At 65.8% G+C, this 5,821-nt stretch carries 6 protein-coding genes; 2 read left to right on the top strand and 4 right to left on the bottom strand.

Features of this window, described 5'->3' with window-relative positions:
* Window positions 1-216: 216 nt before the first annotated feature.
* Window positions 217-1,572 (bottom strand): porin, encoded by a 1,356-nt coding sequence (locus K0M74_RS11435; RefSeq protein WP_293972142.1) that lies wholly within the window; start codon window positions 1,570-1,572, stop codon window positions 217-219.
* A gap of 211 nt (window positions 1,573-1,783) precedes the next feature.
* On the opposite strand from K0M74_RS11435, the gene K0M74_RS11430 reads away from it, so the two are divergent.
* Together K0M74_RS11430 and K0M74_RS11425 are read left to right on the top strand one after the other, a co-directional pair.
* The gene (locus K0M74_RS11430) at window positions 1,784-2,686 is read left to right on the top strand and encodes an SDR family oxidoreductase (protein WP_293972109.1); all 903 of its coding nucleotides are present in this window, start codon (window positions 1,784-1,786) and stop codon (window positions 2,684-2,686) included.
* Window positions 2,687-2,919: 233 nt separating this feature from the next.
* The gene (locus K0M74_RS11425) at window positions 2,920-3,993 is read left to right on the top strand and encodes a hypothetical protein (RefSeq protein ID WP_293972106.1); all 1,074 of its coding nucleotides are present in this window, start codon (window positions 2,920-2,922) and stop codon (window positions 3,991-3,993) included.
* Here the strand turns inward: K0M74_RS11425 and K0M74_RS11420 are convergent.
* The 3 genes from K0M74_RS11420 to K0M74_RS11410 form a co-directional block, all read right to left on the bottom strand.
* Window positions 3,971-4,318, bottom strand: a complete 348-nt coding sequence (locus tag K0M74_RS11420; RefSeq protein ID WP_293972103.1) for a DUF2794 domain-containing protein — start codon at window positions 4,316-4,318, stop codon at window positions 3,971-3,973. The two genes, K0M74_RS11425 and K0M74_RS11420, sit on opposite strands and share 23 nt — an antisense overlap.
* On the bottom strand, window positions 4,318-5,034 hold the full coding sequence (gene epsC / locus K0M74_RS11415) for a serine O-acetyltransferase EpsC (RefSeq protein WP_293972100.1): 717 nt from the start codon (window positions 5,032-5,034) through the stop codon (window positions 4,318-4,320). Before epsC ends, K0M74_RS11420 begins: the two co-directional genes overlap by 1 nt.
* A gap of 83 nt (window positions 5,035-5,117) precedes the next feature.
* Window positions 5,118-5,786, bottom strand: coding sequence for a hypothetical protein (locus K0M74_RS11410; RefSeq protein ID WP_293972097.1), 669 nt, complete (start codon window positions 5,784-5,786; stop codon window positions 5,118-5,120).
* Window positions 5,787-5,821: the final 35 nt, after the last annotated feature.

Below are 5,821 nucleotides of genomic sequence, written 5' to 3'. Positions count from 1 at the left end.
CCCCCCCCCCCCCGCGGGCGGGGGGGGCCCCCGGGCCATGGGTGGCGCGAGTGGTTGTATTTTGCGCCGGGTACCCAACCCACATTAATTTCCGTTCCCCGGGCTAACGCGGGGGCCCAGAGCGTCATCCCCCGATGCTTGCTCTCCAACTCACTGGGCCCCGGCTTTCGCAGGGGAACAGTCAGGGCAGTTCCCCACCCCGGAACCGCCCTTCGATCAAAAATCAATCTGCGTCCGCAGCCCAAACGTATCCGCCGTATAGTCGCGATCCCCCGTCGCCGTAGCGACGCGGGCATCGTCGATCCACAGCTTGCCGTAATTCGCGGTGATGCGGATGTAATCGATTGGCGCCCACACCAGCCCGATCAGTGCCGCCTGTTGCCGCCCGCCGATAATCGCGCCGTCGTTCAGGTCGAGATAGTCGTAGCGCGCGTTGACTTCGATGGCGCCGATGCCGCCCGCGGTGATCGGTTTCGACGGTTTCAAACGGTCAAACGCGCCATCCTTATACCCGCGCGCATCGCCGGGCGTCAGCACCATGCCAACCTCGGCATAGCCGCCGAAGAAGGTCGGGTCGGCGGCGCCGTTCCGCTTTAGCGTCTGCCAATAGGCTTCGCCCGCGGCGTGGAACGGCCCCGCGATCACAGCGCCTTCTAGGCCCAACCCGCGTTCGCTCGCCACGTCGAGCAGGCCGGTGTCGACAAGGCGGACGTCGGTGGTGTGAACGAACGGTCGCGCGCGGTAGCGTACTGTCGCGGCGGGATCATTGGGGTCGCGCCAATGGCCCGACGCCGCCAGATGAAGCTGCGTATCGCCAAGCTTGGGCATCCACACCGCGCGCCCGTCGATGCTCAGGCTGTGGTTGCTGTCGGTCAGGTCGGCGGCGTTGTCGCCGAATACCCCGCCCTGCAGCAGCAGCGCCTTACCCTTATATTGCGCCGACAACCCGACGCGGCGCTCGAAGCCGAACGCCTGGACGAACGCGGCGCGCTCCATGAAGCTGGTGAACAGGTCGCTCGTCATGTCGTCGAGGCCGTTGAACGGCTTGATCTGCCCCGCGGTGACCGACAGCGGCCCGGTGCCATAGCTCAGATAGACGTCGGTCAGCTCGACCTCGCCATTCGCAATGTCAGCCTCGACGCGGTAGGCAAAGCCGCCGGGAATTTTCCCGTCGACGCCCAAGTAAACGCGGCGAAATTCGGTGGCGGTGCCGCCGCGGACACCCGTCACGCCCGCAGGCGTGTCGATGCCTGCTAGGTCAACCTGCACGCGCCCGCGCGGCTTGAAGCTCCAGCCGCTGGCGGTCTTGATTTCGGGGGCGCCCTTCCAGCTGATCTCGGTCGCGGGCTTTGCGGTGACCGACGGCGGCGCGGGGGTTGGAGCCGGAGCGGGCGGCGGCTGTGCGGTGGCGGCGTCGAGCCGGGTTTCGAGCGTCTGCACCTGTGCCTTCAGCGCCGCCAGCTCTGCGCGCAGCTGCGCCGCTTCCTGTGCCGTCATGGCCTGCGCGCGCGCGGCGGTAGGCAGGCAAAACATCGACGTCGCCAGCAGGGCGGCGGTCAGGGCGTGACGCATGAGGGGTTTGCTCCGTTGCGAAAGGTGACAATCTGGTGGCGCTGTTATGACGAGTAAATGACAGTTACGCGTCATCAAGATGACATTTTTGTTGCAGTCGACATTTTTCCCGGTCGCGCGCCACCCCCTTGCCTGCCAAGCGTGAACGGCTAAGGACGTCTCAGTTTTTTCGGGCAACCTTTCTTGAGGCGGCCCCATCCGGGAGACCATCATGACGATCAAATTTGACGGGCGCGTTGCTATCGTTACCGGCGCCGGCGGCGGCCTCGGCCGCGCCTATGCGCTCGAACTCGCGCGCCGCGGCGCCAAGGTGGTGGTCAACGATCTGGGCGGATCGCGCGACGGCACCGGCCATTCAGACGCGGCGCTGCAGGTGGTCGAGGAAATCAAGGCGTTTGGCGGCACCGCGATGTCGAACGGCGGCAGCGTCACCGAATATGACCAGATGGTCGAAATGGTCGCCAAGGCGAAGGAAGCCTGGGGCGGCGTCCATGTCCTGATCAACAACGCCGGCATCCTGCGCGACAAAAGCTTTGCCAAGATGGAACCCGAAGATTTCGACCTGGTGCTGAAGGTGCATGTCAGCGGAAGCGCCAATGTCACCAAGGCGTGCTGGGACATGATGCGCGAGCAGGCCTATGGCCGCATCCTGATGACCGCGTCTTCGACCGGCCTCTACGGCAATTTCGGCCAAGCCAATTATGGCGCGGCGAAGCTGGGCCTCGCGGGGCTGACCAAGACGCTCCACCTCGAGGGCGCCAAGTACAACATCCGCTGCAACACGATCGCGCCCGTTGCGGGAACGCGGATGACCGAGGACATCTTCCCCGCCGAATTGTTCGAGAAATTCACCCCCGAAAATGTCGTCCCTGCGGCGCTGTATCTGGTCAGCGAGGATGCGCCGACGAACATGATCATCGGCGCGGGCGCGGGCGCGTATCACGCCGCCTATGTCACCATGACCCCCGGCGTTGCGCTGGCCGAGGATGACCGCACCCCCGAGGGCGTCGCCGCGGCGTGGGAGAAGATCATCGACCGCACCGGCGAGATCGTGCCGCAGTCGGGCAGCGAACAGTCGATGAATGTGATGAAGGCGTTGATGGCGCTGGGGTGAGATGTCTCTATCCTCCCCACTTGTGGGGAGGTGGCAGCCGCGCAGCGGCTGACGGAGGGGGTTCGCGGCCTGACACTACGCCGCTTCAGGCCGCCGCCCCCTCCACCACCTGCGGTGGTCCCCCTCCCGGCAAGCGGGGAGGATCTAACGGCGCCACACTGTATTGACACAGCAACACGCCCATGCCATAACATGCGCGGGGCAAGGGGATCGGTCTAACAAGGACGACCCCGATGTATAGTGAAAGCGACCTGCAAGCTGCGGTCGATGCGAAAGTTTTGACGCCGGAGGCCGCCATGGCATTCCGGTCACATATCGCGTCGGCGCGTTCGGCCCCCGCGGCGGATGAAGAATCCTTCCGCCTGATCACCGGTTTCAACGATATTTTCGTCAGCATCGCGGCGGTCATTCTGCTCGTCGCGGTCGCGTGGATCGGCCAGTCGATCCACACCGCGCTCGGCGGCGCATTCGTTGCCCTGTCAGCGTGGTTCCTCGCCGAATATTTCACTCGCAAACGCCGCATGGCGCTGCCCAGTATCGTGCTGGTCCTCGCCTTTTCGGGCGGGGTGTTCGCGACCATGGTGGGCTTCCTCGTCGAACATGGCGAAGCGATCTTTGGCAACGATCCCGGCGAGACCGTCGGTGCGATCCTGATCGGTGCGATGGCGCTGGTCACCGCGGCGGCGACCTGGGCGCATTGGCGCCGCTTCATGGTGCCGATCACCGTCGCTGCCGGCACCGCCGCGCTTGCCGCAACAGCGGTGGCGTTAGTGCTGTCGATCACCGGCATGCCCGACCGCCCCGATGCGCTCGTCATGTCGCTGGTGCTCACCGCCGGCATCGGGGTGTTCGCGCTCGCGATGTGGTGGGACCGCAGCGACCGGGTGCGCCAGACGCGGCGCAGCGACGTCGCCTTCTGGCTCCACCTACTCGCCGCGCCGATGATCGCGCATCCGATCTTTCACCTGCTCGGCGTGACCGAAGGCAATGATATCGGCAGCGGCGCCGCGGTGATGGTCGTCGGCATCTATGTGCTGTTCGGACTCGTTGCGCTGGCGATCGACCGGCGCGCGTTGCTGGTGTCCGCCCTCGCCTATGTGCTGTTCGCGCTGACCCAGCTGTTCCGCGAATTTGGCGCGGTCGAGCTCAATGTCGCGCTGACCGCTTTCGTGATCGGTTCGGCGCTGCTGCTGCTCTCGGCCTTCTGGCAGAATGCCCGCGCGGTCGTGGTGGGGATGCTGCCTGACAATCTGGCGAACCAGCTGCCCGCGACGACGCGATCGGTCAGTCCGATACCAGCTTCATAAGCTTGCGTTCGACGGGGGCGAGTATGTTTGCAAGCTCGTCCCCGCGCTTCAAAATCGCCCCGGCTTCGGAGACCAAGGCCCACATGCCCTGGCGACTCCGCAAGGCGGGGCGTTTTTCAATGCGATATTCGGGGCGCTCGGCGGCGCGGCGAAAGGCCGAAAAGATCGCGGCGTCGCGGTGGAAATCCATCGCATAATCGCGCCAGTGCCCCGCCGCGACCATCCGGCCGTAGAGGTCGAGGATGCGCATCAATTCGGGGCGTTCGAAACCGGTCTGCTTCGACACCGTCTTGGTCGCGAAAGGCAGAGGTGTCACTGTCCCCATCAGGCGCTTTTCCGGCTCCCTTTGCGCCGCGGCGCTTCGTCTTCGTCTTCGTCCACCGCGTCGCGCTCGGCGATCAAGGCCGCGAGCTGTTGCTGCATTTGTTCGAGCTGGCACTGGAGCAGCTCGACCTTTTGCGTCGCGGGGTCGAACGTCTCGTTGCATGTGCCATAGGGCACGAATTCGCGGGCATATTCGGCAGCGTCGACCAGCGTCGAGCGCGCCGGGATGCCGACCATCACCGCACCCTCGGGGACATCCTTGGTCACCACGGCATTGGCGCCGATGCGCGCGCGGGGATTAACCGTGATCGGCCCCAATATCTGCGCGCCCGATCCAACGATGACGTCATCGGCCAGCGTCGGGTGGCGCTTACCCGCAACACCATTGGCGGGATCGGTCCCGCCCAGCGTCACGCACTGATAGATGGTGACATTGTCGCCAATCTCGGCGGTTTCGCCGATCACGGTAAAGCCATGGTCGATGAACAGGTGTTGGCCGATCTTGGCGCCGGGATGAATGTCGATCGCGGTCATCCAGCGCGACAGATGATTGACGAAGCGGGCGAGGAAGAACAGCCGCGCCTCGAACAGCCAATGCGCGATGCGGTGCATGCCCACCGCGACGAGCCCCGGGTAGAGGAGAATTTCCCAACGCGAGCGCGGCGCGGGGTCGCGCGCCTTGATCGAATCGAGATAGGCGATCAGCCCGTTGAACATAACCTGTCCCCTGCGACCCTATTTTGTACCGGACAAGATAGATGTTCGGGCGGAGCATTTCCACCCCCGGCGCATTTTTATCGTCAGCGGCCGATCAGGCCGAGCCGCAGCAGCAGCAATCCCTCGCTGCGCCAGCGCCGTTCGCCGTCGTTCCGGGCAATGGCGCCCGCCCAGCGGTCGAGCATCAGCAGCGCGCGGTTTGCTGCAAAAATGCTGCGCGGCGGCGGCGCACAATTGTGCGCGGCGGCGAGCAGCTCGCGCGCTTCCCGCGCTCCCGTCTGGACGCTGGCGCCCCACAGCAGCCCCCACCGCCGACCGCCGTCGGCATCGCCGCCTGACAGCGCAAAAAGACGCGCGCCGAAATCTGCGGCGGCGGTGCGGCAGTCGGCGGCATCCTCGGCCCGCAGCATCGCCTCGGCCGCATCGACGAGCGTATCGAGCTCGCCCTGCCCCGCCCACGTCGCGGTCAGTTCGGCGAGCAACGGCTCGCCCTTGGGCAAGCCCTCGGGATCGCGCGCCAGCATCGCGGCCATGTCGCGCCACCAGGCGAGCTTGATCTGTCCGATCAAGGGCTCGCGCGCGTCGATCAGGAGCCGGGTCAGCCGTTCGGCGAACGCCCATAGCGTCGCGATCGCGGCGCGCCGTTCGCGCGGGATGGCGACCATCACGCGCGGGTCGCGGATGTCGGGGTAAGCGCATGGCTCGCCCGTCGCCCCCGCGAAGGCGGAGGCCGCTATCGGTTTACTCGGCATCGAAGGGCAAGGCCGACATCGGCCCCCGCCTTCGC

The sequence above is a fragment of the Sphingopyxis sp. genome (genome assembly GCF_019459305.1).
Classification (GTDB): Bacteria; Pseudomonadota; Alphaproteobacteria; order Sphingomonadales; family Sphingomonadaceae; genus Sphingopyxis.
Note: the sequence above shows the minus strand (reverse complement) of the source record. Positions and strands in the feature narration are given on the sequence as shown.